The organism is Microbulbifer celer, assembly GCF_020991125.1.
Classification (GTDB): domain Bacteria; phylum Pseudomonadota; class Gammaproteobacteria; order Pseudomonadales; family Cellvibrionaceae; genus Microbulbifer; species Microbulbifer celer.
Window position 1 is genome coordinate 2,862,315 of sequence record NZ_CP087715.1, and the last position, 26,800, is coordinate 2,889,114.

General features: G+C 59.2%; 19 protein-coding genes. 8 read left to right on the forward strand and 11 right to left on the reverse strand.

Features of this window, described 5'->3' with window-relative positions; translation table 11 throughout:
• Positions 1–18: 18 nt before the first annotated feature.
• Genes alr through LPW13_RS12135 form a run of 4 tightly spaced genes read right to left on the reverse strand, consistent with a single transcriptional unit; the run spans position 19 to position 4,629 of the window.
• Entirely contained in the window at positions 19–1,140 is a 1,122-nt protein-coding gene (gene alr / locus LPW13_RS12120) for an alanine racemase (RefSeq protein WP_230435710.1), read from the reverse strand.
• Positions 1,141–1,172: 32 nt separating this feature from the next.
• Positions 1,173–2,363, reverse strand: a complete 1,191-nt coding sequence (locus LPW13_RS12125) for an ABC transporter permease (RefSeq protein WP_230435712.1) — start codon at positions 2,361–2,363, stop codon at positions 1,173–1,175.
• Complete coding sequence (locus LPW13_RS12130; RefSeq protein ID WP_230435713.1) at positions 2,360–3,112, reverse strand: ABC transporter ATP-binding protein; 753 nt, start codon at positions 3,110–3,112, stop codon at positions 2,360–2,362. Before LPW13_RS12130 ends, LPW13_RS12125 begins: the two co-directional genes overlap by 4 nt.
• Positions 3,109–4,629 carry an alpha/beta fold hydrolase gene (locus tag LPW13_RS12135; RefSeq protein ID WP_230435715.1) on the reverse strand — a complete coding sequence of 507 codons (1,521 nt, stop codon included), beginning with the start codon at positions 4,627–4,629 and terminating at the stop codon, positions 3,109–3,111. The genes LPW13_RS12130 and LPW13_RS12135 overlap by 4 nt, the downstream gene beginning before the upstream one ends.
• Before the next feature lie 271 nt (positions 4,630–4,900).
• Here LPW13_RS12135 and LPW13_RS12140 point away from each other — a divergent pair, with 271 nt between their 5' ends.
• Positions 4,901–5,857, forward strand: a complete 957-nt coding sequence (locus tag LPW13_RS12140; protein WP_230435717.1) for a hypothetical protein — start codon at positions 4,901–4,903, stop codon at positions 5,855–5,857.
• A gap of 353 nt (positions 5,858–6,210) precedes the next feature.
• On the opposite strand, the gene LPW13_RS12145 is transcribed toward LPW13_RS12140, so the two are convergent.
• From LPW13_RS12145 to LPW13_RS12155, 3 genes are all read right to left on the reverse strand, one after another.
• Positions 6,211–7,125 carry an aldo/keto reductase gene (locus tag LPW13_RS12145; protein WP_230435718.1) on the reverse strand — a complete coding sequence of 305 codons (915 nt, stop codon included), beginning with the start codon at positions 7,123–7,125 and terminating at the stop codon, positions 6,211–6,213.
• An 82-nt stretch (positions 7,126–7,207) separates the two neighbouring features.
• A complete protein-coding gene (locus LPW13_RS12150) occupies positions 7,208–9,160 on the reverse strand; it encodes a phytase (protein WP_230435720.1) in 1,953 nt (650 codons plus the stop codon).
• Positions 9,161–9,346: 186 nt separating this feature from the next.
• Positions 9,347–11,956, reverse strand: a complete 2,610-nt coding sequence (locus tag LPW13_RS12155) for a TonB-dependent receptor (RefSeq protein ID WP_230435722.1) — start codon at positions 11,954–11,956, stop codon at positions 9,347–9,349.
• A 259-nt stretch (positions 11,957–12,215) separates the two neighbouring features.
• On the opposite strand from LPW13_RS12155, the gene LPW13_RS12160 reads away from it, so the two are divergent.
• Positions 12,216–14,174, forward strand: coding sequence for a PhoX family protein (locus LPW13_RS12160; RefSeq protein ID WP_230435724.1), 1,959 nt, complete (start codon positions 12,216–12,218; stop codon positions 14,172–14,174).
• 69 nt (positions 14,175–14,243) lie between these two features.
• On the opposite strand, the gene msrQ is transcribed toward LPW13_RS12160, so the two are convergent.
• From msrQ to LPW13_RS12180, 4 genes are all read right to left on the reverse strand, one after another.
• Positions 14,244–14,858 (reverse strand): protein-methionine-sulfoxide reductase heme-binding subunit MsrQ, encoded by a 615-nt coding sequence (gene msrQ, locus LPW13_RS12165; protein WP_230435726.1) that lies wholly within the window; start codon positions 14,856–14,858, stop codon positions 14,244–14,246.
• Complete coding sequence (gene msrP / locus LPW13_RS12170; protein ID WP_230435728.1) at positions 14,858–15,874, reverse strand: protein-methionine-sulfoxide reductase catalytic subunit MsrP; 1,017 nt, start codon at positions 15,872–15,874, stop codon at positions 14,858–14,860. The genes msrQ and msrP overlap by 1 nt, the downstream gene beginning before the upstream one ends.
• Positions 15,875–16,128: 254 nt before the next feature.
• Positions 16,129–17,853, reverse strand: coding sequence for a YbaL family putative K(+) efflux transporter (ybaL, locus tag LPW13_RS12175; RefSeq protein ID WP_230435730.1), 1,725 nt, complete (start codon positions 17,851–17,853; stop codon positions 16,129–16,131).
• 68 nt (positions 17,854–17,921) lie between these two features.
• Positions 17,922–18,530, reverse strand: a complete 609-nt coding sequence (locus LPW13_RS12180) for a MarC family protein (protein WP_230435732.1) — start codon at positions 18,528–18,530, stop codon at positions 17,922–17,924.
• Positions 18,531–18,597: 67 nt separating this feature from the next.
• On the opposite strand from LPW13_RS12180, the gene aceK reads away from it, so the two are divergent.
• The 6 genes from aceK (at position 18,598) to LPW13_RS12210 (ending at position 26,789) form a co-directional block, all read left to right on the forward strand.
• Entirely contained in the window at positions 18,598–20,376 is a 1,779-nt protein-coding gene (gene aceK, locus LPW13_RS12185; RefSeq protein ID WP_230435734.1) for a bifunctional isocitrate dehydrogenase kinase/phosphatase, read from the forward strand.
• A gap of 152 nt (positions 20,377–20,528) precedes the next feature.
• Positions 20,529–21,575, forward strand: coding sequence for an AraC family transcriptional regulator (locus LPW13_RS12190; protein ID WP_230435735.1), 1,047 nt, complete (start codon positions 20,529–20,531; stop codon positions 21,573–21,575).
• A 98-nt stretch (positions 21,576–21,673) separates the two neighbouring features.
• Positions 21,674–22,186: a hypothetical protein gene (locus tag LPW13_RS12195; protein ID WP_230435737.1), complete on the forward strand. Its 513-nt coding sequence runs from the start codon at positions 21,674–21,676 to the stop codon at positions 22,184–22,186.
• Positions 22,187–22,284: 98 nt separating this feature from the next.
• The gene (locus LPW13_RS12200) at positions 22,285–22,776 is read left to right on the forward strand and encodes an RNA polymerase sigma factor (protein ID WP_230435739.1); all 492 of its coding nucleotides are present in this window, start codon (positions 22,285–22,287) and stop codon (positions 22,774–22,776) included.
• Between the two features lie 13 nt (positions 22,777–22,789).
• A complete protein-coding gene (locus LPW13_RS12205; RefSeq protein WP_230435740.1) occupies positions 22,790–23,785 on the forward strand; it encodes a FecR family protein in 996 nt (331 codons plus the stop codon).
• A 70-nt stretch (positions 23,786–23,855) separates the two neighbouring features.
• Complete coding sequence (locus tag LPW13_RS12210; protein WP_230435742.1) at positions 23,856–26,789, forward strand: TonB-dependent receptor; 2,934 nt, start codon at positions 23,856–23,858, stop codon at positions 26,787–26,789.
• Positions 26,790–26,800: the final 11 nt, after the last annotated feature.

The window sequence follows — 26,800 nt, forward strand, 5'->3', positions numbered from 1 at the left end:
TGGAGGCCGAAGGTGGCCTCAATGATAGCGGCGACAGTAGCGCCGTCCGAGACTGGTGAGGATTTCATAACCGATGGTGCCGGCAGCGTCACCCATGCGGTCCACGGTCAACACGCTGTTAAGGATTTCGATACCGGTCAGGGCCGCACGCTGAGTGGGACTGAGTGCACTCACATCAAATACCGTGGTGTCCATGGAGACACGACCGCGCATGGGCACCGTCACCCGCTCACTGCCGATCACCGCCTGCCCCCAGCCACGGCCGCTCTGGGTGCGCAGTAAACCGTCAGCATAACCGCCCCGTACCACTGCCAACCAACTGCCCGAGGCAACCGACTCCGTTGCGCCGTAACCCACTGCACAATCGGCTTCCACTTCGCGCAATTGCAGCAGGGGCAGGTAAAGGTTGACCACCGGCTGCATCGGATTCTGATACCCAGGACACGGATTGACTCCGTACAGGGCGCAGCCCGGGCGCACCACATCAAAATGGTATTCCTCGCCAAGGCAGATACCGGATGAGTTAGCGAGACTCGCCTCGACATCGGGACACACCTGGCGCAGGGCCTCCACGCTGCGCTGAAAGCGCTCCAGTTGCCTCCGGTTTTGCGGATGCGCCGGCTCATCGGCACAGGCCAGATGGCTCAGGATCATCTGCAGGTTGGCCGTACGCAGCAACTCCCGCTGCTGCAATAGCGCTGAAAACTCCGTTGCGCCCATGCCCAGCCGTGTCATGCCCGAATCCACTTTCAGCGCACAGGGTGCGGCAACGCCGTTCGCAGAGGTCTGCGCAACCCAGCTTTGTACCTGTTCAGTGGTCACCAGTACCGGGATCAAACCCGCTTCGGCGCAGCGCTGTTCACACCCGGGGCGGACACCGGTCAGCAGGACGATACGCACATCGGCAGGCAACAGGGCGGCCAGCTGCTCCCCCTCGTATTGAAGAGAAACAAAGAAATCCCGGCACCCCGCGCGATACAGCACCGGTGCCACTTCAGCGGCACCGAGACCATAGGCATCCGCCTTGACTACAGCACCACAGCGGCCCCCCCGCTTGAGCTGACTGTTCAACCAAGCGTAATTGGCAGCGACAGCCTCGAGATCAATACTCAGCAGCCCTTCGCGCTCATCTTCCGTCACCGGTGAATACCTCCACTTTCCCGTTGCGCGAATCAAGCCGCGGACAACAAACTCTCACGCCCCAAGGCGCGCGCGCCGAGCATGACCGATACCGCAACCAGCAGTAACGTCACCCCGGAACCGGCCAGCATCCAGACCGGTGATACCCAGTCTCCCACCAACAGCCCCTTGATCCACTGCTGCTGACCGATCAGCGGCAGCAATTGCCAGCTGTCCGCCAGCTTGATCTGCGCCGCATCGATCACCATCAGCAGCACCAGCGGCGCAATCTGGAAAATGCTCAGCTGCGTCTGTGCGTCCTTGAAAGACTGCGAGCGCAGCGCCAGCAGAATCTGCAACACGGCAATCAACAGCGCCAGCGGCAGCAGCACCAGCCCCATGGCAATGATACCGCCTGCGGTGGTCGCCTGCTGAATACCGAATTCCGCCAGCGGCATGATCGGCATCAATGCCACCAGTGCTGCAATGGCCATTAATGCGCCCAGCCAGCCGATACTGGCCACTGCCAGCGTCTTTGCGGTGATCACCTGCCACGGAGGCAGAGGCTGCAGCAACAGGGTCTCGAGACTCAAACGCTCACGCTCTCCCGCAGAGGTGTCCACAGACGTCGCGAGACTGGCCACGAACAACGTCAGAATCAACAGTCCCGGCACGGTCGCCAGGATCAGGGCACCGCGGCTCGACGGGGTACTGATATCCCGGGTTTCCAGCTGCCAGGGGGCCAGAACCTGCGGGGCAACACCGCGGGCGGTCAGACGCTGGGTGATCACCATTTGCTGCAGTGCGCCGAGACGCTCCTGCAGGTCGCGCTGGGCGCGCCCGCTGCCGGTATCGGTACTATTTACATACAGATACAGTCGCGGTGCGCGAAACGCCTGGTAGCGCTGGCTGAAGTCTTCGGTCACCTGCAATACCAGATCGTAGTCGCCCCCGAGCAACGTGCGCGGATCGCCACTGTCGAGGGGTTCCACTTCCATATCCGGCGACTGCAACTGGTGCTCGATCAGAGGGGCATGCTCGCTGCCCAGCAGTGCCACCCGGGTAATTTCCTCGCTGTGTTTTTTCGCCATAAAAATGGTGCCCCCGGCCATCATTGCCGGGAACAGCAGCGCAAAACTCACCGCCATCACCAGCGCGCGGCGATCGCGCCAGGCTTCCAACAATTCCTTGCGCAACAGCGGGGTCATCTGCTTCCAGCTTGCGATCGTTCGCTGTAAATTCATGCCGGTTCTCCTTCTGCCGGTGCCAGCTGATGCCGACCATAGGCCAGCGCGACAAAACTGTCTTCCAGGTTTTCACATCCGGTTTCCATCGACAGCTCCTGCGGGGTGCCACTACCAACAATCTGCCCTTTGGCCATCACCAGCACGCGGTCGGAAAGCTCCGCCACTTCCGGCATCACATGACTGGAAAACAGGATGGTGGTGCCGGCAGCGCGCAGCCGCAGCAGGGTCTTGCGCAGCAGTCGTACCGCCAGCACATCCAGCCCCCGCGTGGGTTCATCCAGGATCAGGTGCTGGGGGCGATGCACCAGCGCCCGCGCCAGAGAGACCTTCATCCGCTCCCCCTGGGAAAAACCTTTCATGCGGCGATTCCACAGCGTGTCCAACTCCAGTTCATCGCGCACGGCCTGTAATGCCTCATCGAGTACGCTGCCGGAGAGCCCCTGCATCTGGGCAAATGCGGCGAGATACTCGCGCACGGTCAAACGCTCGTAGAGACCTTCGCGGTCCCCGACCACCCCCAGTTGTCGACGCGCCCCCATGGGGTCTCGTGCGGGATCAGCCTCTCCCACCAGCACACGGCCGGCATCGGCCTTCAACAGGCCACAGACAATTCGCAGACAACTGGTTTTGCCCGCGCCATTGGCGCCCAACAGGGCAGTGATACGGCCATCGGGTATCTCAAAACTGAGATCCCGTAATACCGGTGTACCGTCGAAGGACTTACTGATGTTTTCCACCCGGATCATTGTTCGCTGCCTCCCTGCGCATTCTCCATCTCCTCATCAGACTCGCGGCTATCCGCCAGCACTGGCTCCGCTTCCGGCATCAAGTCGGGTTTCAATTCCGGCCCGTAGGCGCCGGCGGCAAATGGCGGCCGCTCGATTTCCGCGAGACAGCGGTCATCCAGCGCAGTATCCGGCTGATCGAGAAACTGGAGAATCAGATTGGGGACACAACCGCGAGTGGAGTTAATGTGTCCACCGCCGTCAACCACCAGGTGCTGTCGATGCGGCAGGTAATCGAGATCATTTTCGGCGTAGTCCGGCGGAGTGATCGGATCAGCCGAGCCCGAGATCAACAGTACCGGATGCTCGCGCACTTGCGGTTTCTCGTAGGGCTGCTCCGGCACCGGCCACACCTTGCAACCTTCCACAAAGGTGCGGATAAAAGAATCACCGATAAAGGTGTCAGCGGAGTCACTGGCGATATCGTCGGCACTGATACGGTTCAATTCCTCGGCACAGGCCACGGAGAAGGTGAGCCCCATGGACATGGCGCTTTCGGTACGGGCGAACAGGCCGAAGATACCGGAAAGCGGTGCGTAGTTACCGCGGCTCGCCTGATGCACGGCAAACGGCAACAGGGCCGCGGCAGCGGGATCATAGAGTGCAGTTCGCACCGCGCTGGCGACGATCCAGTCTTCCACCGGCACCTCGGCCGGCGCGCCGGTGAAGGGATCCGGGAAGTTGTGCGCCTGCTCGTCACTCCAGTTGGCGAGCAACAGGTCAAGCTCACCACGCCAGTTGCCAAAATCTGCACACACCGGATCGGCACTGCACGCCTGTTCCAGTTGCTGCAGTGCCGACTCCGCCGCCTGTGCCGCGAGAAATACCCGCGACTCGATCGGCGCGACGCCATCGAGCACCAGGCTCTGGAGCGATTGCGGATACCACTGCTGATACAGCAGTGCGGTACGCGTGCCCCAGGAACCACCCCACAGGGAAATTCGCTCGTGCCCCAGCGCCTGGCGCACCGTTTCCAGGTCATCTACGGTCTGGCGGCTGTTGATCGTCAGCGGACGTTCTCCCGCGGTAGAACGACACTCCTCCAGGGAAGCGACAAAGTGGTCCATCTGGGTAATCAGATCCTCGTCGCCGAAGCCACAATCGAACGCATTGGAGCGGCCCGCGCCGCGGCGGTCCACCAGCACAATATCCCGGCTCCGGTTCAGCTTGCGCAGCGGATTCAGCAGCCGGGCCAGATCACTGGCGGCCTGGCCCGGCCCGCCGGCGAGCAGATACAGCGGCTCGCGGTGTCCACCGTTTACTGCCGGCGCCACCAGCACAGACAGGCTGACCTCCCCGGCCTTATCTACGGGAATCTGATAACAGCGCAGGGATTCCGACCAGCCATCGGTGTAGCAGGTCTCAGCAATCGGACTGTCATTGACAGCCCCCGATTCGGCAATCGCGCCGACACTGAACCCGGCGGCAAAGATGAATCCGACAGTAAACACTGCCCTCACAAACAGACCGATTCCCATACTGCACTGCTGATGGACGGCACGCGGCTTCCTTGAGTCCAACTCGTACTCCTTTTACTTGCTTTCTTACGGGCTTTCTTAGTGGCCTTGTTTCCAGATCTCGACTTTCAACCAGCCCGGATGTGACAAATCTTGTCCAGTCTACCGGACTTTTTCCACGCCCGCCCACGGTTTGCCGCGTTTTGGGGCCGTGTAGCCGTGGCGCGGCATCGCCTGCGGTGGTATGGTTTGCGGTCGCTCAACTACCGAATAATATTTACACAATACCCTCATGAGCTTTTCAGACAGAGAAAAACAACTTGTCCGTGCGGCCTTCGCCTGGGGTCAGATCACCCAGAAAGAGGGCTACACCCTATCTGATCTGGAAATCGAGAAATCCGTACTGTTCCGGCGCCTGCTCGCGGGTCGCCCACCGCTGGCCTTCCCCCCGCCCCTGCGCCACGGATTCCCCTGGTACGAGGTAATCGAAGGCCGCAGCGAACATATCGTCAACGCATCCGAGGCGTCCCCCGAACACAGCATCATCGCCCCCGGCAGTAAGCCGGGCGATACCTGCATCCTGATCGACGGGGCTTTCTGGCGGGTGGCAGAGACGGTACGCGAGCGGGAGGAATATATCGTCGAGTGGGGCGAGTATCCGATGCAGTGGCGCCTGTGCAAGCACTGGGAAGTCAACTACGAGATGACCCAGCAGCTGAATACTTTCCGCCAGCAGAATCCGCAAGCGAACGTGGACCTGGCTAGCCGCAAGGGCGAGAAAGAGTACAGTGAGTTCCGGGTGGATAATGATCAGACGGTGTGGCTGTCTGAGTGGCACCTGACTCGCCTGGGCCTGTCCGGTTGGGTGTGGGTGGGCACCGAGGTGGAGGCCGATCCCTCTGTGGACGACCTGGCGCCCCTGTGCCGGGATCAGCAGGGCACGCTCGTACTGGGCTGTGCCGGCGCCGAACGCGGTCCGGGCTGGCTGCGCATCGAGCAGGTGGATGAAGAGTTCCGCTATATCAAGCTCGGCGACGCGCTGGAATACAAATCCCTGATTGCTTCCGCGGTCACCGAGTTTGACCGCCTGCTGCACGGCGTTGCCGGCGACGATCTGGAAGTGATGGACTGGCGCGGCGACAGACTCCTCCGCTGCTATCGCGTCCCCATGCAACTGGCTCCGCTGGAACAGTTTGATCTGGGCGATGTGAATTATGACCTGATGCCTGAGAATGCTTTTGCCGGATAACCTGAGCTCTGGGGTTCGTAGCTCTGTTCCTGCTTCCGGGCGCCGGAGCACTGGGTAGGGGTTTTTGAAACCGAGCTAGGCGCCCCCTGTGTATACATCCCTGTGCGCTGCAGCTTCAATTTCAACTCCCACACTTCGTGATCAGCCCTGATAAAGCGCTATTTCGAAGTACCTCGCTCTTGCGAAGGTGTCGACGCCGGGGATCTGTTCGCGAGACCTTCAAAAACAGGATGTTTTTGCAGAGCCCCCATGGATGGGTTCACGGCGTGTCTCGCGAACAGATACCCGGTGGCGGCACCGCCACTCAACTAGCAAAAGAACCAAACCACTGGGCAGGCCTAGTCCCCCTGAACTCAATCCACCTCACGGCCCCGACCAGCACGGAGCAGCTCGTACCAGTCCTCCCGCTCCATCTCCATATCGAGCGCCTCCAACGCCGCCACCAACCGCTCGGGATTACCACTGCCCAGCACCGGCACCATCTTGGCGGGATGCTTGAGCAACCAGGCCACCGCCAACTGCATCGCCCCGACTTGCGGATCCAACCCCCGCGACTCACACAGCGCATGGAGAGCCTGCTGAACACGCACCGCATCCCCATCGTCGCCGCGGAACAGGCGACCACCCGCAAATGGCGACCACGCCATCGGCATCACCCGGTGCTGCTGACAGTAATCCAGCTGGCCATCAAACATCGGCGCCGACTGCAGTAGCGACACCTCGATCTGATTCGCCACCAGCGGCTGCGAAAGACGGGACTGCAGCAGATCCGTCTGATGCGGCAGATAATTGGAAACCCCCAACTGCCTCACCTTGCCCTCAGCCACCAGCTGCTCCAGCACCGCCGCCAGCGCATCCGCATCCATCAACGGATCCGGACGGTGCAGCAACAACAGATCCATCTGTTCAATCCCCATATCCCGCAGGCTGGTTTCCACCGCCGAGCGCACATGAGTCGCACTGGTATCGTAGTGATTGATACGTGCACCGGAGACCTCCCCCGCAAGACGGATACTGCACTTGCTGACAATTTCCATCCGCTCGCGCAGCACGGGGTTCAACTTCAACGCTTCACCAAATGCCTGCTCACAACGGTAATCCCCGTAGATATCCGCCAGATCAAACGTAGTCACCCCCAGATCCAGCATCTGTTCAAACAGACCCAACCGCTCGCGCGGGGTGTAGCTCCAATCCGTCAGACGCCAGAGGCCGAAGGCGATACGGGACAGGGAGAAGTCGGAGACCAGGGAGGACTGGAGTCGCTGCATAAAAAAATCCGCCGATTCAGAAACTGAAGCGGCGGATTTTCGCATATTCGAACGAGCAGCGGGATCCGCCCCGCCTACGCCGTCATTTCAACTCTAGCGTGGTCGCAATGTCGGACCAGGATACCAGTTTGAAGTTCTGCCTCTGGCTCGGCATGCGGTTGCGACCGTCCTGCACCACCAGTAACCCATCGGGGTACTGGTCGCCAAAGGCTGCACTGGAAACCTCCAGGCCATCGGTTTCCGAGCTGCCATCAATGTTGCGATCCAGGTTGATGTCCACCTTGAAGTGACCGATAAACTCGCTGCCACTGCGGCTGAACAACGCATAGCTATTGTTACCCTGGCTGGATACCACCAGATAGCTGCGCTCGCCCTTGTGGTACAGACCCATGCCTTCCACATCAGCCGCCAGACGGATACCATCCACCGGTGCGATCAGTTGTGGCTGCGCTTCACCGTTAAGGAACCCGGCGATATCCAACCGCCAGATACCCACATCTTCTTCGCCGAAGAACAGCTTCTGTTTCTCGTCATCCACCACGCAACCTTCCACCTGACTCTCTACCGCAAGCGTAGCGCGCTGCTCCAGCTGCCAATCGATATCCCCATCACCGGGCATGATCTGCAGTAGCTGTAAGTCGCTGTCTTTGTCCGACACCCACGCCATCAGATCAGCACCCTTGCGGTAAACGCACAGGCCGTAGGGGTCTTCCATATCAAGATTGCGCAACCCCAGGTAATCCACCTTGCCGGAAGCGGTGATGCCAAACAGGCTGACACCGGGATCGGTGCGGTTGGTGGCGGCGGCAATGGCGACAAAGCTGCCGTGCTGGATCGGGCGCAGATCCACGTTGTTCAGTCGCCCTACCGGGAACTGTTCCACCAGCGCACCGTTCAGGTCGTAAACATTGAGGCCACTTTTCTTGTCGGTACCCAGAATCAGGCTCGCTGACGGATTGACCGGATTGACCCAGATCGCGGGATCGTCGGCGGCGTCGCCGCCAGATTTGACCGGTACGGTCTGGCCACTGGCGGCAACCCGGGGGATCTCGACCGGCGCGCGAAATGCCTGCATTTCTGCCGCGGGTTCCGGCAGCGCCACCTGGAAGCGCTGCACCACGTCACTTTCCTCTTCCAGCGCCAGCAGCTGCCCCCGCTGGATCACGGCGGAAACCGGCTCCAGTTCGGCAAGCTGACGGGAAAAGCGGGTGCCCTCGGCAGGGTTGTTGAGATTGAACGCGAGGACTTTCTGCCCCGCAGTCAGCCACAGGTTGCCGGAGGCTTCGTCCAGCCACAGGCCACCGAAATCCTCTTCCGCCAGTTCCGCCGGGGCGGCGAATACTTCGCGATCCTCATCCATCTCCGCGTCGGCGTTCAGGCGCCAGATGCCCAGGGGGGGCTGCGCAACCAGCAACTTGCCATGGCGGTCATCCACCACACAGCTGCTGACCTGCTCGCCGAAATATAGCGGGCGGATGCCGGTGAACTGCCAGGCGTCCTCGCGGGGGTGCACCACGTATTCGTGACCAAGACCGTTTTCATCGATGGCGAACAAATGGGTTCGCCCGGCCTGGCGGGAGAAGCACATGGCGGCCTGAGGCGCGTCCGTGGCCATCGCACTCAGATAGCGGATCTGTGGTTCACCACTGTCGGGGTCCACATCCAGCAGACGCAATTGCAGTTCGCCACGGTCTTCATCGTACACCGCCACCAGCCAGCGGTTTTCCTCCAGTTGCTGCAGCGCGAAGCGCTCCACGGTACCGCCATCGAGCGCGAGCTTTTCGCCCCCGTCCATATCGGCGAGTACCAGTCCTCGCTTCTCACTGGCGAGCAGCAGGTAGTCTGTATCCGCCAGATTAACGGGCGCCAGCTGGCTGGAAACCACCTCCGACAGCGTAATGCGTTGATTGGGCTGGAGCGGCACTGATTCGGCACGCGACTCGTCCATACGAGGTCCACAGGCGGTAAGCAGGCCAGCCAGCGCCAGCGCCAGCGCCAGCGCAACCGTACTTTTCAATAAAGTTGTACACGTCATATGACTATCTTTTTCTGACACATCTGTTGGCAGTTTGACCACAGCAGCGGAAAAATACGCCCGCTCAGGGTCAACGACATGGCAAACAGGTGAATAGTGAATCCAATATAAAAAATAGCAGAATGCCCGGCCCCCAAGGGGACCGGGCATTCTGCTCTTGCGAGTCAACCCGGCACTTTTTGCGGCTTAGAACGTTGAGTAGGTCACGCCCAGCACGTAGGTCGGGCCGTACTCTTCGTACTGACCGTTGAAGCCGGAGTTGTGCAGATACATGGGTTCATCGGTCAGGTTGACACCGCTGAAGCTCAGCTGCACGCCGTTGGCAAAGTGGTACTTGGCCGACAGGTCCACCTGCATATGGTCGTCCTCGTATTTGTCCAGCGCCGCATCCTCCGTGTTCACCTCGTCCAGGCGCTCACCGCGGAAACTGGTGGACAGGCGCAGGCTGAAGGCATCGCGCTCGTAGCCGACGATAAAGTTACCCACCAGGTCCGACTGCAGTGGCAGGGGTGCTTTGTCGCTGCGCCCCGCGTCCGGTCCCAGGCCCAACCGGGCCTCGGAATCGGTGAAGGTGGCGTTGGCGCGCAGCAGCAGGCCGTTGTCGAAGGCCCGGGTCCAGGACAGCTCGGCGCCATTCAGGGTCGCCGTATCGCCGTTGATCGGGCGCAGGATTTCCGCGTCGTCCACCGGCAGGCTGCCCGCATACTCGCTGAAATCGCCGTTCATGGTACTGGTGACGTCGGCGACCACCGCGAAGTTGTCGATGCGCTTGTGGAACAATCCCAGTGAGAACATGCCCAGGTCATCGGTGTAGTACTCGGCGGAGAAATCCAGGTTCTGGGATTCATAAGGATCCAGTTCCGGGTCCCCCGCCTCAACTTTCAGCTCGCCCTCGTCGTACTCGGTTTCCTTGGCGGACGGATTCAGGTAGCCGAAAGAGGGGCGCGACAGGGATTCGGTGTAGGCGGCGCGCAGCACGACATTCTCGTTGTAGTCGTACTTGAAATTGACACTCGGGAACAAGTGGCTGTAGTCACTGGCGGAATTTTCCGGGCTGACGTAGACACCTTCCGCCACTTCCACGGCGCCGGCGATGGGCTCGTTGGACTCGATCACGCGATTGCCGGCGGCTTTGAAATCAGTCCGCTCATAGCGCACACCGTAAACCAGGCTGGCGCGCGCGAAATCAATGCTGTTCATGACATAGAGCGCGGAAATATCCTCGCTCATCACATAGTCGCGAGCGGAGTCCAGCGCGGTATCGGCCGCCTCGATCTCGAAGTTACCCAGATTGGCATCGATAAAGCGGTTCAGCGCGCCCATGTCGACGCCGGCACCGACGAAAGGCATCAGACTGTAGTCGACTTTGTTCATGGCGAAGTCGGCCAGGGTATAGTCGCCGCCGAAACCGCTGTACACGGTTGCATTCAGGTCGCCGGTCTTTTCCCGGTTGCGCTGCTGGAGACCGAATTTCAGTTCCGACGGATTGCCGGCCACTTCGATATCACGGCGGAGGTCGATACGGAAACTGAGCTCCTCATCGTCAGTAAAGTTGTCCTCGATGACGATTTCATCCAGCACGTAGTTGGCGGGGTTCATGGACGCGTCGACATCGCCTATTTCCAGGCTTGGGATCTTGCCGGCACTGGTGTAACCCAGTTCCAGGCCCCGCTGTTCGAAATCCGTGTCGCGACGGTGCGGTTCAGCCTCTTCGGAGTGGGAATAACCCAGTGCATATTCCACGCCCCACAGATCCAGGTCATGTTCACCACCGGCGACCAGCGACAGAATCTGCTGCTCCTCGAAGCGGTCCTTGAGGGATTTGTTAAGACGCGCATCAGACCAGGTAGCGGAGCTGGAAGAGATGCTCTGCAGGTCGCCCTTGTCCAACTTGTATTCATTGCGCTGGCGTTTTTCGGAGTCGGAAAAATCCGAGTAGAGGCTGTGCAGGTAGAGCAAACTTGCATCGGACAGGCGCAGGTCGAAATTTGCCGCCAGGCCGCTGCGTTCCCGGGTAATCGTATAGTCGCGCTGCTCGATTTCCGGTGCGCCGAACGCTTTGCTGCCATCCTCGGCCTCCATCATTTCCCAGGCGCCATCGGTCTCGATGTTTTCAGAACCGAAATTGCGTTCCTGGTGGCTGCCGGCAATGGCCACACCCAGCTCGGCACCGCCGTCCAGCTCGAACACATTGGTGAACTTGCCGGCCACCTTGGGGCTATTTTCATCCTGGAGTTCGCTGTAGCTGTTTTCGACGCTGAGCTTGAAGTTCTGACCGTCGTGATCCAGCGCGTTGATACTTTTGATTTCGATCGCGCCACCAATGGAGTCGGCGCTCATATCCGGAGTCAGGGTCTTGGACACCTCGAGGCTGGCGAGCAGGTCGGAAGGAATCACGTCCATGGCCACGGCGCGGCTGTCGCTCTCCGGCGCCGGCAGGGCCATGCCATTAATGGTGGCGGAATTGAGGTTGGGGTCGATACCCCGCACGCCGACAAAGCGGCCCTCGCCCTGGTCGCGAGTAATAAAGACGCCGGGCATGCGCTGCAGCGCCTCGGTGACGTTGGCATCAGGCAACTCACCGATGGCATCGGAAGTCTGCACCGCAATCATCTTGTCCGAATCCCTCTGGCGCTGAATATCGCTGCGGGCATTGGCTGCCTGGGCGGTAACCACGATGGTTTCCATCAGTTCGCCGATCTCTTCTTTTGATGCTTCCTGCGCACCGGTATTGACGCTGATGATCGCGGCGGCAAGCGGCGCCACCAATTTCAGATTGAAAACAGACTTGGTCATAGTTCCCCGTCCCCATTAGGAGTGTGATTCAGATTACAGAAGCCATGGTTGGCCGTTTGGTGGAGGGGAATTCTGCTGGCCCCACACCCGACCTGTTGATTTGTGGGCGCAGGCTAGTATTGAGATGTGAACGTTGCGTTACGCTTTTTTTAAAATTGTCATATTGCGCCGTTAACCTTGTATCCAGAGCGGGCAATCAGCGTTGCAGGCGATTGCCAGGCCCCACCGACAGTAGATATGAATAATTGGTGAATATTTTATGACTGAAAGAAGACGCCCCGCCGCAGACGACCAGGCACCCGCCAGCCCACAGCGACGCACTCTGTTCAAGGCGATTGGCGCAGCTACTGCCGCCACTGCCGGCGCTCCCCTGTTAACCGGCTGCTCGTCAAAAGATGCGCCAGATTCAGCGAACAACCTCAGCTTTGACGAGATACCGCACCGGCTCGACTTTCAGCACCATGTTCCCGAGGGCTACAGTGCCGACCGGGTATTGAGCTGGGGAGATCCGCTGGAGGCGTTTGCCGGCGCATTCGTCCCGACAAAACTGACTGCCGCAGAGCAGGCGCGACGCTTCGGTTACAACAATGATTTTATCGCCTACCTGCCGTTGCACGATGAAGCGGGCCCCGGCCAGGGCGATATGCATATCACCAGCGACAACAGCGAACACGGCCTGCTGTGCGTCAATCACGAGTACACCCAACCGCATCTGATGTTTTCCGGCTATACGGAAGACAGTGCCAACCGCGGCACCAGCGCAGAGCATGTGGCGATCGAACAACAGGCCTGCGGCCACACCATTGTGGAAGTCGAAAAAACACCGGATGGCTGGCGCCCGGTACAGGGCAGCGCTTACAACCGCCGTATTTCATTAACCACGGAAATGGAACTGGTTGGCCCCGCCGCCGGCGACACACGACTGGTGACCAATGCCGATGCCAGCGGCCGCAAGGTGCACGGCACTGTGGGCAATTGTGCCGGCGGCAAGACACCCTGGGGCACCGTACTGATTGCAGAGGAAGGGTTCGGCGGCGCTTTCCAGGGCGACCCGGACAACATCGCCGACGAGGTGGAAGCGCGCAACCATCACGCCTTCGGTATCGCCGAAGACAATCGCAACTGGGGCGATTACGACCGCCGTTTCGACATTACCCACGAACCGAACGAGCCCAACCGCTTTGGCTGGATGGTGGAGTTCGATCCCTACGATCCGGAATCCATACCCCGCAAACTCACCACCCTGGGCCGCTTTGAACACGAGGGCTTCACGCTGGTGAGCAAGCCCGGCCAGCCCATCGTCGCCTACGGCGGTGATGACGACGAACACCAGTTTGTGTATCGCTTTGTCTCGAAAGGCATCTATCGCCCGGGAGAAAGCGCCCACAATCGCGACCTGCTGACCGAAGGCACACTGTTTGCCGGACGCTTTGATGAAGGCGGCAATGGCGAATGGCTGCCGCTGACATTCGGTGAAGGTCCGCTCACCGAACTAAATGGTTTTCGCAATCAGGCGGACGTACTGATCGATTGCCGCCGCGCAGCAAAACTGCTCGGCGCCACCCCCATGGATCGGCCGGAAGATGTAGAAACCAACCCGGTCAACGACTGTACTTACGTGATGCTGACCAAGAACAAAAAACGCGAAGCCGGTGAAGAAAACGCGGCCAATCCGCGCGCGCGCAACACCGCGGGTCACGTACTGGAAATCGTACCGCCGGGCATACAGGGAGGCCAGCGCGATCACGCCAGCAATCGGTTTAGCTGGAATACCTTCCTGCTCGGCGGCAACCCCAATGCGGAAGATCCCCGCGAGCGCGGCGCTTACGGGCAGACAAGCCCGGGCGCGATATCCCGGCACGGCTGGTTTACCAACCCGGACAATGTGGCCTTCGATCAGCTGGGTAATATGTGGATCGCCACCGACGGTTGTGAAAGCTTCGGTTTTCACGATGGCTTGTGGGCAATGGCCACGGAGGGAGAATTGCGCGCAGCGCCGAAACATTTCTTTGGCTGCCCCGAGGGTGGAGAGATCTGCGGCCCGGAATTCACCCCGGATGGCAAAACCTTGTTTGTCGCGGTACAGCACCCGGCGGATACGGATCGCTCCACATTTGACGAGCCGCTACACCGCTGGCCAGATAACGATCCGGACCTGCCGCCACGGCCCTCGGTGCTGGCCATTCGCCGGGATGACGGCGGCCCCGTGGGAAGCTGAACGGCAAATCTTGTCTCGGGATATCCGTGGCGCCAGCCCGCCACTGATATCCCGTGGTTTCCCATGATTCTATCGGGTAAAAGATCGCAGCCAACGCACCACGCTGTCCTTTCGCCACCACAACAGGACGCAGGCCAGCGTCAGATAAATTGCCGGTTCAATCCAGCCGCTCTTCACCGACCACCAGAAATGCCAGCACCCCAACAGCGCTGCGATATAAAGCAGCCCGTGCAACTTTTTCCAGTGCTTGCCCATCCGCCGCAACAGCGCGGGGATCGACGTGACCGCCAGCGCCAGCAGGATCAACCACGCACTGAACCCCACCAGGATATAGGTGCGCTCGATCAGCTCGCTGCCGATCAGTGACCAGTCCAGCCCCAGATCCAGTGCCAGCCACGCGCAGAAATGCAGCGAAGCCCAGGTAAAACACCACAGCCCCAGCGGGCGCCGCAGTCGATTGAGTTGACCGAAGTGGAGCAATTTGGCGAGCGGTGTCACCAGCAGGGTGAGCAGCAGCAGACGCAGTGCCCCCATGCCCAGGTAGTGAATCAGCTCCTTGACCGGATCGCCGCCGAGATGGCCGGCATTGATGGCATAGAACAACCACACCAGCGGTGCCAGCGCGCCGAGATGCACCGCCACCTGCAAAGCGATCGCCAGTGGTTTTTTCCAGGCAGCAGCCACTAGAAAAACTTCCTCAGGTCCATATCAGCATACAGGGATGCCACCTCCTCCCCGTAACCATTGAACGGCAGGGTTTTCTGGCGCTTGACCGCAAACAGGCCACCGGGACCGATAAAGCGTTCACTGGCCTGAGACCAGCGTGGGTGGTCCACTGCCGGGTTTACATTGGCGTAAAAGCCGTATTCGTTGGAAGCAAGCCTGTTCCAGCTGGTGGGGGGCATCTTCTCCACCAGTCTGATTTTGACAATGGACTTGATACCTTTGAAACCGTACTTCCAGGGCACCACCAGCCGGATGGGAGCCCCGTTCTGCGGTGGCAGAGTTTTGCCGTAGAGGCCAACGGATAGAATAGTAAGCGGGTGCATGGCTTCGTCCATGCGCAGCCCCTCCACGTAGGGATAGTCGACGCCGCCCCCCACATAGCGGTTGCGCTGGCCGGGCATCTGCTCCGGATCATAAAGTGTTTCAAAAGCGACGTACTTTGCGCGGCTGGTGGGTTCAAAACGCTTGAGAAACTTACCCAATTCGAACCCGATCCACGGGATGACCATGGACCAGGCCTCGACACAGCGCATGCGGTAAATCCGCTCTTCCAGACCGATATCTGACATCAGTTTCCAGACATCCACAGTGGCCGGCTTGGCCACTTCGCCCTCCACAGTAAGCGTCCAGGGTTCGGTTTTTAGCCCCTGACTGTTTTCTACCGGATCGGTCTTGCCGGTGCCGAACTCGTAGAAGTTGTTATGGGTGATGACCTTTTTTTCCGGGGTAAGCACCAGATCCGGCACCGGCTTGTGCGGCGTGAACTGTAGCGGTTTGCGCGGGGCGCTCTCGCGATCGTCACTACCGAAAAGATCCAGTCCGAAGGCACTGCGAGAAAGTGCCAGTCCGCCCAGACCTGCGCTCAGACCTGTGATTACACTGCGACGGGATACCCTTCCTTTCGATGCGTAGGCAGACTCCGGGGTAGTCTGCCCCTCGCTCAGGGCACTGCGCGCGGGGGATTTAATCAGCACGGGGAATTCCTCATTGTTCTTGATTGTTTCAACGCCTATTGGCGGCAAAAAATCTCACTGCCTGAACCAATGGTCCGCTCAAGAGGCCGATTCTTACAATGCTCAGTACAATCAATACTCAGTTCGATCCTGTAGCTCGGCACGGTGTCGCCACCCTGTCTCAGAGCGCATTCAGATGGTTTTGTTCCCGATGGCCAACGCAGAGCCGGCCGTTCTGGCGAGGTAAACGGTTACACAACTTTCCCCATGGAACACTAGCGGTCCTGGGCGACGGAGGCATCAAATAACTCGATAGCAGTGTTGCTCATTCCCCTCGCCAGCTCCTGTTCACGCAGAAACACCCGCTCGGCTCCGTCCCGCTTCAGCAACACAGCATCCTCTTCGCCACTGGCACGCGCCAACACTCGGATATCCGGCTTCAGCAAATGCGCAGTCTCGATCATCTGCCGAGTGCGCAAGGTATCAGGGATGGTGACAATCAACAGGCGTGCGCGCGCCACGTGGGCCTGAATCAAGACTTCTGCCTCCGCCGCGTCTCCGGAGACTGCGGCCAATCCCCTCTCCCGCAGTTGCTCCACCAGTTCGCGGCTCTGCTCCGCCACCACCACGGATATTCCCTCGTTGCACAGCGTCGTCACCACCCGCGAACCCACGTCGCCATAACCAACCACCACCGTATGCCCGGTCAGTTTGCGCAGATCCGTAGACATGGGCAGACCTGCCAGCGGATCCGCCGAGCGCTCCATAAACCGAGCCTGCGACGAGCGCCCGCGAATCCAGCGCTGCAGCGGTTCGAGCGCATTGAACAGCAACGGATTCAGAGCAATGGAAATCAATGCACCGGCCAGAATCAGGTTCTGCCCCTCGGCGGAAAGCAACCCCAGAGAGACACCGAGCGCCGCGAGAATAAATGAGAACTCGCCAATCTGCGCCAGACTCGCCGACACCGTGAGCGCAGTATTGAGCGGATAACGGAATAGTAATACCAGTGCGAACGCGGCCAGGGTTTTGCCAATCACGATGATCGCTACTACCGCCAGCACCCGCCCCGGTGATTCAATCAACATACCCGGATCGAACAGCATACCCACGGAAACAAAAAACAGTACCGCAAAAGCATCCCGCAGCGGCAGTGACTCCTCTGCGGCGCGGTGACTCAACGCCGATTCACGTAGCACCGTACCAGCAAAAAATGCACCGAGCGCAAAGGACACCCCGAAGATCATCGAGGAGAAATAGGCGATACCCATCGCGGAGGCCACCACTGCCAGGGTAAACAGTTCGCGCGAGCCAGTGCGTGCCACCTGCCACAGCAGCCAGGGGAAAAGCCGCCGGCCGCCCACCAGCATCAATGCCACGAATACCCCCACCTTGCCGAGCGTGATGGCGATGGTGAGTGCGAGACTGTCGGCCTCGGCGCCGGTATCGACACCAGTATCAACCGGCACCCCCCCAAGCCAACCCGCCAGTGCCGGCAGGATCACCAGCACAAATACCATCACCAGGTCTTCCACCACCAGCCAGCCTACGGCAATACGCCCGTTGACCGTATCCAGCAATCGGCGCGCCTCCAGTCCACGCAACAGCACGACGGTGCTTGCCACCGACAGCGCCAGTCCAAACACCAGACTGGCGCCAATCTCCCAGCCCCACCAGCGCGCCACACCGAAGCCGAGCAGTGTGGCCACCACAATTTGCGCGAGCGCACCAACAATGGCGATGCGCCGCACCGCCATCAGGTCCGACAGGGAGAAGTGCAGGCCGACACCAAACATCAGCAGGATTACACCGATCTCCGCCAGCTGTTGTGACAGCACCATATCCGCGACAAAGCCCGGCGTTGCCGGACCGATGATCACCCCAGCGATCATGTAACCGAGCAGCGCCGGCAAACGCAGTCGGGCGGCCACAAACCCGAGCAGCAGTGCCAGTCCCAGCGCCACGGAAATGGTAGTAATCAGAGAAATATCGTGATGCAAAGGTCCCCCCGACAATCGCGATGCCGTGTAATTATCAAGCCCGAGATATTGTTGCTACCAGGTTCGATTCACGCCAGAAAAAACTGCTGGATACCGAGCAACACGTTGGTGGTAGCCACCGAGGCGAGAATCAGTCCCATTATCCGACTGACGATACTCGCGCCGGCGTTGCCGATCCAGCGGTAGATCCAGTTGGCGGTCAAAAGCAGCATCAGCACAATGGCCAGCACCGCAAACATGGAAGAGGCGGTATTGATCTGGTGAATGGGGTCAAAGCGGTGATTGTCAGTCAGTACTACGGCAGCCAGCATGGCGCCGGGGGAGGCGATAGAGGGAACCGCAAGGGGGAAAATTGCCGTCTCGTTCCCGTCGCGAATGATTCCCACCTCCTGCTCGGGCTTACCTTCACCAAAGATCATGGTGAGTGCAAACAGGAACAGTACGATGCCACCGGCCACCTGAAAGGCGGAAAGAGGCACACCGATGGCCTCCAGCAGGTACTGGCCGGCAAACAGGAAGAACAGCAGAATGCCTGCTGCGACCGCCACCGCCATGATGGCAATCTTCTTGCGCTGCCATTCGCTGTGACGGCTGGTGACAGCAATGAAGACCGGCAGGGTACCTACCGGGTCAATGACGGCAAAGAAAAAGACAAAGCTGCTGATCCAATCGCTCAAGGAGTCTCCTGGGTGGTCATGCTAGGGTTATCAAAAGGCAGGATATGCTTCCATAAGAGTCTAGTGTATGACAAACCACTCCCCCACCGCACGGCGTATTGCGAAGACCATTCTCAATGGCTTTGAGGCCTACTTTGCCGATTTCCAGAATATGACCCTGGGGGCGAAAGCACGCTTTGAGACCCACGCCTGGAGCGCGGTGCAGGAATCCAACAAGGAGCGTATCGATCTCTACAAGACCAAGGTCAACCAGGTGCTCAACCTGGTACACTCGGTGACCAGTAAAGATACCACCCAACTGGAACTCTGGGGTCAGGCCAAGGAAACCTACGGTCAGCTGATCGCCAACAACAATAACTACGAAATCGCCGAAACCTTTTTCAACTCCGTATTCTGCAGCCAGTTCCACCACGCGCACATCCACGACAGTCACCTCTTCGTGAAATCTTCCCGCGCCCCGGACGAGAAGCCGTTGCGGGATTACAGCATCTATATCAGCTACAGTGGCCGCGAAGGCCTGGAAGCGATGATCGAGGATATCCTTGCGGACTACCAATTCTCCATCGACTGGGAGGATACCCGGAGGGATATCGGCAATATCTGTGCGGCTCTGCGCGCCGGGCCACTGTCGGTATTCGAAAGCGAAGACGATGAGCAGATGCTGCGGGTGGATATGCTCGAATCCGTGTTCTACCGCAACAAGGCCGCCTACCTGGTGGGGCGCATGATGTTTCGTGGCGAGGTTATCCCGCTGATTCTTCCCTGCCTCAACAACGAGCGTGGCGGCATCTTTGTGGATACCGTTATCTACGACAACGATTCCGCCAGTATCATTTTCAGCTTCACCCGCTCCTACTTTATGGTGGACGCACCAATTCCCTCGCGCTTTGTGCGCTTCCTTTCCACCATCATGCCATTGAAAGAGAAGTCAGAACTCTACAATTCCATCGGCTTTCACAAGCACGGCAAGACAGAATTCTACCGCCACATTCTGGCGCATATGAAGGTGAGCAACGACAAGTTCATCATTGCCCCCGGTATCAAGGGGATGGTGATGAGCGTGTTTACCCTGCCCTCCTATCCGGTGGTATTCAAGGTCATCAAGGACAAGTTCGACAATCCGAAGACGGTCACCGAGGCCATCGTCAAAGAGAAGTACAAGTTTGTATCCCGCGCCGACCGCGTCGGGCGTATGGCGGATACCCAGGAGTACACCAACTTTATTTTCTATCGCAATCGCTTCAGTGAGGAATTGCTGGAAGAGTTGAAAAAGGTGGCGCCGTCAAAACTCGAAATCGATGAAAAGTGGGTCATCATCCGCCACCTGTATGTGGAACGACGCATGGAGCCCCTGAACCTGTATCTGGACACCGCGGACGAAGCGCAGACCATTGCGGCAATGGAAGAGTACGGCAACGCAATCAAACAGCTGGCAGCGGCGAACATCTTTCCCGGCGATATGCTGCTGAAAAACTTCGGCGTCACCCGCCACGGCCGTGTGGTGTTTTACGATTACGATGAACTGTGTCCACTGACGGAATGCAATTTCCGCAAGCTCCCAGAACCGCAGACCGCCGAGCAGGAACTGGCGGATCGGCCCTGGTATACGGTAGCGGAAGCCGATGTATTCCCGGAGGAGTTCCGGCTGTTCTTCTCCGGTAATCCCACCGCACGTAAAGCCTTTGAGAGCGAACACAGTGACCTTTACGATTACCGCTACTGGCAAAAGTTACAGCATAATATCCGCAATGGCCGCGTAGACAGCACCTTCCCCTACCGACGCAAATGCCGTTTCAAACGCCGCAGACCCAAAACCAACCGTCCACCCGCGGCAATCGGTCAATAACACCAGCAACCGCAAACTGGTTCACAAAGTACCTGACGTTACCTGTCGGGTAATAGTCTTCCCGCTTCATTGGGTTACTGTCTAACGCGGCCTCTGGTTCCGTATGGGACAGGATAAGAATAAAGGGCACCTCTAAAATGAGGAAGCGGGCTATGGATTTTGATGCAAGGCTGATTCCCCTGCACCGTCACCCCCTGGGTTTTATCGAGGCATTTACCAGCCTCGGCGCCGACCAGGACGCATTGCTGGCCGGCACCGGCATTTCCCCTGCGATGTTTGACCTGCAGCGGGCGCATATCAGCTATCACCAATGGCAACAGCTACTACGCAATGGTATTCGCCTTTGTCGGCAACCCAACTTGGGGCTCGCCGTAGGATTGCAGCTGCACTGGAGTTACTGGGGTCCGCTGGGTTTTCTGGTGCACTGCAGTCCCAGCCTCAAAGACGCCGCCGAGGCGTTCAGGCGCTATATGGTAATCGTGCAGCCCTTTTATGCATTGCGCGCGGGCAAATCCAATTCCTACCTGGATACCGGAGACCGTGTGGTAGAACCCATCAACTACGTCACTCCACACGATCACGACCCGATGCTGCGCGCCTTTGCGCTGCAGTTCAGGCTCGCTACCACGTTACGTATCTGGGACAGTTGCGGCAATAAGAACGTGAGCGACCCGGAGATTCAGGTCCGGCTCGCAGATCCGAAGCCGGCCTGCACTCGCCTGTATGAGCAATTGCCATGTCAGTCATTGGCATTCGAATGCGACAGTTCGACCATCTCTGGCAGCATGGCGCTGGTGTTCAAGCGCTTTCGACCGCTGCGCCAACGCACTTTTGATCACCTCATCCAGGAGTGCGAACGGGAACTGGATCATTTCTCGGAAAGCATCACCTTCTGTGAACGCGTGCGCTGGCATATACGCGCGCATTTCACGCCAAACCAGGAACTCGGCAAAGTGGCGGAACAGCTGCAGTTGTCGGCACGCAGCCTTACCCGTCGGTTATCTGCCGAGGGCACGTCTTTCCGTCGACTGCTACACGAGATCCGCATGGAGATAGCAGTACATCACCTGCAGCACTCCAGCCTCAAGCTGGACACCATCGCGGATTACACCGGGTTTTCCTGTGCGTCCAGCCTGCGGCGGGCGGTCAAAAACTGGACCGGTCGGGCGGCCGGTGAAGTACGCGCCGCCACAAGCTGAAAGCGGACATGCGGGTATTCACGCGCAGGTCACACACAGACATCACGAAGGATATGGCTATAGTTAGAGGACGGATCCAATACCGGTGGAGGTTTGTAGTGCGGTATTTCAGTGTCAGCAGGGTTTTCTCAGCGCTGCTTCTGGCGACGCTGGCAGGAACGGGCGGCTGCGGCTACCTGCCCAGTGAAATGGAAGGCGTTACCAAACCAAAACCCGAGGGTAAGCCCGCCCCCGCGTCCACCACCAGGCAGCACACCGCCAGCTGTGATACCGCAGCCAAAAACTATCGCGTAGTGCAGTTTGACGAACTGTACGACACCACCGGCGATCCGCGCTCCCCTTTTCGCCCCGCCCCGAATATTCCCGCGCAATACGACGTCAACGCCTATGTCTGGGGTTACGATAACTGTATGCAGCAGGGTAACTGCAGCAACGGCGATCACTACTGGTTGATCAAGCGCGGGCCGGAAGGAGACTTCAGCACCTGGGTCGTCACGCCACAATTTCCGCGCATTACGATCGCCTCTACCTGCAAAGGCCGACTAAAGGTTGGCAAACGCTATCGCTTCTCGTTCAAAAATGGGGCACTGGTCGGCTTCAGCCGCAACTGAGGCAACCGTTCCCAAAACATTGCCTTCCGTTTAGTTACAAGTGACTGTAACAATCTGTCGCTATTCTTTTCGACACGGAATCAGGAGCACCAGATTCAATGCCGAATTCAGCGACAATTCACCAGGGAACTATCCGGGAGCTGCTTGAGGGCAGCACCGAAATCCGGCGTTACGTCCAGCGTCACAGCCCGGATCCCACGGAAGCCGCTGATTACTACCAGGAATGCATCGCTATCGTACTGGAGCAATCCCGACGGCGCGCGATCGAAAATCCTGTCGCCTACGCCATTCGCACTGCCCGCAACCTGATCTCCAAGCACAAACGCCCGGAACAACTGGAAGAGGATGACGCGGTGAGCCCCGCGCCGTCACCGGAAGACTGCTATCACACCGGGCAACGGCTGGCGCAGATTGCCAGAGTCCTGGAAGACATGCCCCCGCTCCGCCGCCAGGTATTTATTCGCCGCCGGGTATACGGCGAAAGCCGTGAACAGATTGCCGAATCAATGAATATCAGCCGGGAAGCGGTAAAGAAACACATCACCCGGGCACTGGTCGACATTCAATTGCACCTGGACAAACAGGGCTGAGGGCGGCACAACCATGAGTACAGCAATTCCCCCCCTTCCCCCGGAAACCCTGTATCAGGAAGCCGCGGACTGGCTCGAAGAAATGTCCTGCGGTCCGCTGGACGACGCGGGTAAACAACAGTTACAGCGCTGGTTACGCGACAACGCGCAGGGAGCGGCCATCCTCGAGCGCATGCTGTCCACCTGGGAAGACCCGGCACTGATGCAGGCCCTTACCGACGCGCAGCGGGCCAGTGATACCGCCGTGACTGTTTTGCCGACCAGACGCAACCTCACACGCTCGGTCGCTTTTGCTGCGGCAGCCAGCCTGTTACTTGCCGTGGGGGGTGTCACACTGCATTTCCAAAGCGCCTCACAACAAACCACATCCACCGCCGAGGCGGCGGCAGCGTATCAGACATCCGCCACCAGGGACCGCACCTTCAACCTGCGGGACGGCTCATCCCTGACCCTTGCCGCCCGCAGTGCACTGGATGTCGATTTCCGGAAAGACAGCCGTGAGATCAGCCTGACCCGTGGCGGCGCCTATTTTGCGGTGGCCAAGGATCCTACGCGTCCGTTTACCGTACGCACCGACAGCACCCGGGTTACCGCCGTGGGTACCGCGTTCAGTGTCGATCGTCTGCGCGACGGATTGGAAGTGCGGGTGTACGAGGGACGGGTGAAAGTATCCCGACGCGATGGGCGCCCCCCGGAGTACCTCAACGCCGGCGAGCAATTGCGACAACAGGACGATGGTCGCTGGGCGATCGACCACTTCCCGCTCGACATGCCGTCTCATTGGCAATCGGGATGGATGACGATCGATAGCGAACCCCTCGGCTATCTGATTGACCACCTGAGCCGCTACAGTGATACGCCGATCAGTGCGCACGGCAACCTGAGAAACCAACCGGTGGCAGGGCGATTCAACCTGCGGGACCCCGAAGCCACGCTGGCACTGTTGCGCGAGCTGTACACACTGGAAACCCGCAAGGAAAACGACCGGATAATCCTGAGCGCCCGGTAACCCCTGAAGCGCCCAAATTAATCAAAGCGCTCACGTTGATCACCTGAGGCCCCGGAACGCACACAGTCCCATGTCTACCAGCGCCATCACTGCCAGGGCTATCCAACGTTACGCCATGTGTGCACTCTGCAGCCTGTGTACCGCCGCGCTGTCGGCACAGCCACTCGCGGACAAACACTATTTTGAATTTCCCGCTCAGCCACTGGCTGATGCACTGCAGCAGTTTGCCCGGGAACTCGATCAGGCGGTGCTGTTCAATCCCGATCTGGTGGCGGGGCGCGAGGCGCTCTCACTGCGCGGACACTTTTCAGCAAAACGCGCGATATCGCAGCTGCTGCGCGGCAGCGGTCTCAGTGCCCGATACTCGAATCAGGGCTGGCTGGTACAGGCGCCGCGCGCACCCGCGGAACCCACCGCGCCCACAACCCCCAACGCTGCCGGGATTGAAGAAGTGGTTGCGACCGGACATTACCTCACTAGCATCGAGCGCGCCGAGCAACAGGAGCGGGAAGCCGCCCAGAGTGTGGATATCCTGCTGGCGGAAGAAATTCGTCATTCGCCCGGTAGCAACATCGCAGAAGCGCTCAGCCGCAACGCGGGAATTACCGTGGTACGCGACCGCGGCCAGGCCTTGTTTGTAAGTATTCGCGGGCTACCCACCGCCTTCAACGCCTTCACCCTCAACGGCAACACCCTGGCCACCAACGAAAACGTGCGCACTTCGGGGCAGTATGGCCGTCAGTTCCACTACGACACCCTGCCGGCAGAACTGGTGGCGGCAGTGGAGATCCGTAAAACCCCGCAGGCCATGGACGATGAAGGGGCCATCGGTGGCAGTGTCAATATACAGACCTACCAGCCGTTGGAACTGGCAGAGAACCGCCTCGGCCTTAACTTCCAGCTGAGTCAGTCCTCTCTCGCCAGTGAGCGCGATCCGCACTTTTCCCTGATGGGCAACTGGGTCAATGTCGATAACAACCTGGGCGTTTATCTGGCCGCGTCCCGCAGCCATCTCAACCTGCGCCAGGATCGGGTGATGAATTTTGGCTGGCAGCAGAGCACCAATAGCAACGCGCTCGGGGATAGCGGGCAAGCCCCCATCTCCCCCGGCAATATCCGTCCGACTCTGGAAAGGGAAAACAGACAGCGTTCCGGGCTCAGCCTCGGTATACAGCAGCGTATCCCGAGCGGTCCTCAATGGAACCTGAATTACCTGCAACTGAAACAGGAAATCGACTACCGGGAATTCAGTTACAGCGCACAGTATTCCGTGGATGCCCTGGTGCCCGGCAGTGCAGAAATACAGGGGCCATTTATCCCCACCGGTAGCACCGATTCCGGCAGTGTCCAGATCGGCAGCGAATCCGCCGGACTGGTGGACGATACCCACGCACTGGATTTCTCCGTAGAAGGTGACTGGCACAGCAACTGGCACTACCGCTTACTCGCAGCTGCCTCACAAGCGGACAGTTACAATGACACCCCGATCAAGCGCACCCGATTGCGCCGCGAAGGCGATGTGCAATTTGATTTTCACTTTCCTCTGACGGATCGTGGTGCACTGCCATCGGTGACCTATCGCAATCTGTCGCTGTCCGATTCGGAAGCCTTTCCCGGACGCCGCCTGGAGTGGCGGAAAAATACCACGCAAGACCGCAACCTTTCCGGTGCCTTCAACCTGTCGCGCAGGATCGATTTCGCATTGCTGGATTCCCTGTACCTCGATTCACTGCACCTGGGCGCCAAGTATCAACGGCGCACGCGGGATTATCAGCGTACCGATGCAGTCATCGTCACTGGCATCGAGAATCGTATCTTTCCCGACTCGTATTTCGATCTTGTCGCGGAAGCGGATTTTCTCGCAACAGCCAACAGCAGTCTTCCTACTGTCTGGTTGCAACCACAAGAGGACATATTCTGGCAGGATGTGGGAAAGGAAGTGATTAGCAAAAACCTCCTTAACAGCCAAAACCGGGTCAACTCTTACCAGGTGGACGAATCGGTGACCGCCGCTATGGCGCAACTGAACCTGAGTGGTATAACACCCCAGGGAATCCCCTGGCGGGGTAACGCCGGGCTGCGTTATGCGGAAACGCGGCACCATGCCCGCGGCCATCAACTGGAAGCCATGAGTGACAGCGTAACACCGCGGTATTTCACCAAAGCCTACGATCAGTGGCTGCCCGCCGCGAACCTAACCCTTGATCTGAGTGAAGCGCTACAGTGGCGTACCGGCATCGCGCGTACCCTGAAGCGCCCGGATCTACAGGATCTCGCGCCGCGGCTGACGCTCCATTCCGGTGACGAGCACAGCGCCCAGGGCGGCAATCCGGATCTTCACGCGGTCACCGCCTGGCAATTGGACAGTAGTATGCACTGGACACTTGGTTCCTCAGAAAGCGGTGATCCCGTGGGGATTCTCGGCGCCGGTCTCTTTTATAAATCCATTGACGACTTTATTCACACAGATTCCACCCAAATCCGTATCGACGGCGAGCCCTACCTGCTCACCAGCAAAACCAATGGCGGCCGCGCCTATGTGAACGGTATGGAACTGGAATACCGGCAGAACCTTGGCGGATTACCCTCCCCCTTTGACCATCTGGGCCTGCAGATGAACCTGACCTTCACCAACTCACGCGCTGCATATCGCGGGGACAACAACACCACACACTGGGACCCGCTGGAAGACGTGGCCCGTCACACCGCCAACCTGGGGCTGTACTACGACGATCGCTACCTTACCGCGCGGTTGCAATACAGCTGGCGCGACAGAGTCCTGCGGGATGTGGGGGAAAGCCGGCTCGATGCCCGCAACAGCATGCCCTTCGGCACACTGGATGCCCACCTGACCCTCGCGCTATCCGACCACCTGAGCCTGACAGCAGAAGGCATCAACCTCACCGATGCAGCGGAGTGGGAATATGTAGCCGGCGGAGGGTTTGCCGGCTACAGCCATTACGGGCGAAGACTCGCTCTCGGACTCAATCTGAAATTTCATTGACCGAATACTGG

Excerpts from the sequence above, each read along its gene's own strand:
- LPW13_RS12205 (WP_230435740.1), top strand. The coding sequence starts at position 22,790 with ATGAGTACAGCAATTCCCCCCCTTCCCCCGGAAACCCTGTATCAGGAA.
- LPW13_RS12130 (WP_230435713.1), bottom strand. The coding sequence starts at position 3,112 with ATGATCCGGGTGGAAAACATCAGTAAGTCCTTCGACGGTACACCGGTA.
- LPW13_RS12150 (WP_230435720.1), bottom strand. The coding sequence starts at position 9,160 with ATGACGTGTACAACTTTATTGAAAAGTACGGTTGCGCTGGCGCTGGCG.
- LPW13_RS12210 (WP_230435742.1), top strand. The coding sequence starts at position 23,856 with ATGTCTACCAGCGCCATCACTGCCAGGGCTATCCAACGTTACGCCATG.
- LPW13_RS12160 (WP_230435724.1), top strand. The coding sequence starts at position 12,216 with ATGACTGAAAGAAGACGCCCCGCCGCAGACGACCAGGCACCCGCCAGC.
- LPW13_RS12200 (WP_230435739.1), top strand. The coding sequence starts at position 22,285 with ATGCCGAATTCAGCGACAATTCACCAGGGAACTATCCGGGAGCTGCTT.
- LPW13_RS12140 (WP_230435717.1), top strand. The coding sequence starts at position 4,901 with ATGAGCTTTTCAGACAGAGAAAAACAACTTGTCCGTGCGGCCTTCGCC.
- aceK (WP_230435734.1), top strand. The coding sequence starts at position 18,598 with ATGACAAACCACTCCCCCACCGCACGGCGTATTGCGAAGACCATTCTC.
- LPW13_RS12125 (WP_230435712.1), bottom strand. The coding sequence starts at position 2,363 with ATGAATTTACAGCGAACGATCGCAAGCTGGAAGCAGATGACCCCGCTG.
- LPW13_RS12155 (WP_230435722.1), bottom strand. The coding sequence starts at position 11,956 with ATGACCAAGTCTGTTTTCAATCTGAAATTGGTGGCGCCGCTTGCCGCC.
- LPW13_RS12145 (WP_230435718.1), bottom strand. The coding sequence starts at position 7,125 with ATGCAGCGACTCCAGTCCTCCCTGGTCTCCGACTTCTCCCTGTCCCGT.
- LPW13_RS12135 (WP_230435715.1), bottom strand. The coding sequence starts at position 4,629 with ATGGGAATCGGTCTGTTTGTGAGGGCAGTGTTTACTGTCGGATTCATC.
- LPW13_RS12190 (WP_230435735.1), top strand. The coding sequence starts at position 20,529 with ATGGATTTTGATGCAAGGCTGATTCCCCTGCACCGTCACCCCCTGGGT.